Source organism: Mycolicibacterium flavescens (genome assembly GCF_001722335.1).
GTDB lineage: Bacteria > Actinomycetota > Actinomycetes > Mycobacteriales > Mycobacteriaceae > Mycobacterium > Mycobacterium flavescens.
In genome coordinates this window covers 1-554 of record NZ_MIHA01000066.1, presented here as the reverse complement: position 1 = coordinate 554, position 554 = coordinate 1, and the positions used below count along the sequence as shown (strand labels likewise).

The 554-nt window shown below is 63.4% G+C and carries 1 protein-coding gene; it reads left to right on the top strand.

Going from position 1 to position 554, the window contains the following annotated elements; translation table 11 throughout:
* Positions 1-108 precede the first annotated feature (108 nt).
* A partial coding sequence (locus BHQ18_RS28860) for an aromatic-ring-hydroxylating dioxygenase subunit beta (RefSeq protein WP_069417040.1) occupies positions 109-554 on the top strand: 446 nt, incomplete at its 3' end.

The following is a 554-nucleotide window of genomic DNA, read 5'->3' as shown; positions in this document are numbered from 1 at the left end:
GTCTTGACGGCCCGGTGAGACGTAACTTACATTCTCTACAGCGGAGGACGCATCTGTTCAGCAGAATATCGAGTCAGTGTTGATGGTCTGGTCGAGGAGTTCGGTGTGATGAACGCGGTTGCGGTCGATCGAGATACCCGTGAGGCCGTCGAGGCGTTCATGTTCCGGGAGGCGGAGCTACTCGATGGGGGGCAGTTCCGAGAATGGTTGGGTCTGCTCGACCCCGACATCCGGTATGTGGTTCCGGTGCGCACCACCCGTGAGGATTCCGCGGGTTGGGTGGGCGCGATCGCGCACTGGAACGACGACTACACGGGCTTGGAGATGCGGGTCCTCCGGGGCGAGACGGATTTCTCGTGGGCCGAGTCACCTCGGTCGCGGACCCGGCACTTCGTGTCCAACATCCGCACGGTTGCCGGACCGGAGGCTGATGAGTTGACCGTGCGCTCGAATCTCTTGTTCTTCCGCAGCCGCGGAGACAGCGGCCGCTGGGAGTTGCTGTCGGCCGAACGGGTCGACGTGTTGCGCCGGACCGACGATTCGCTGCGGCTCGC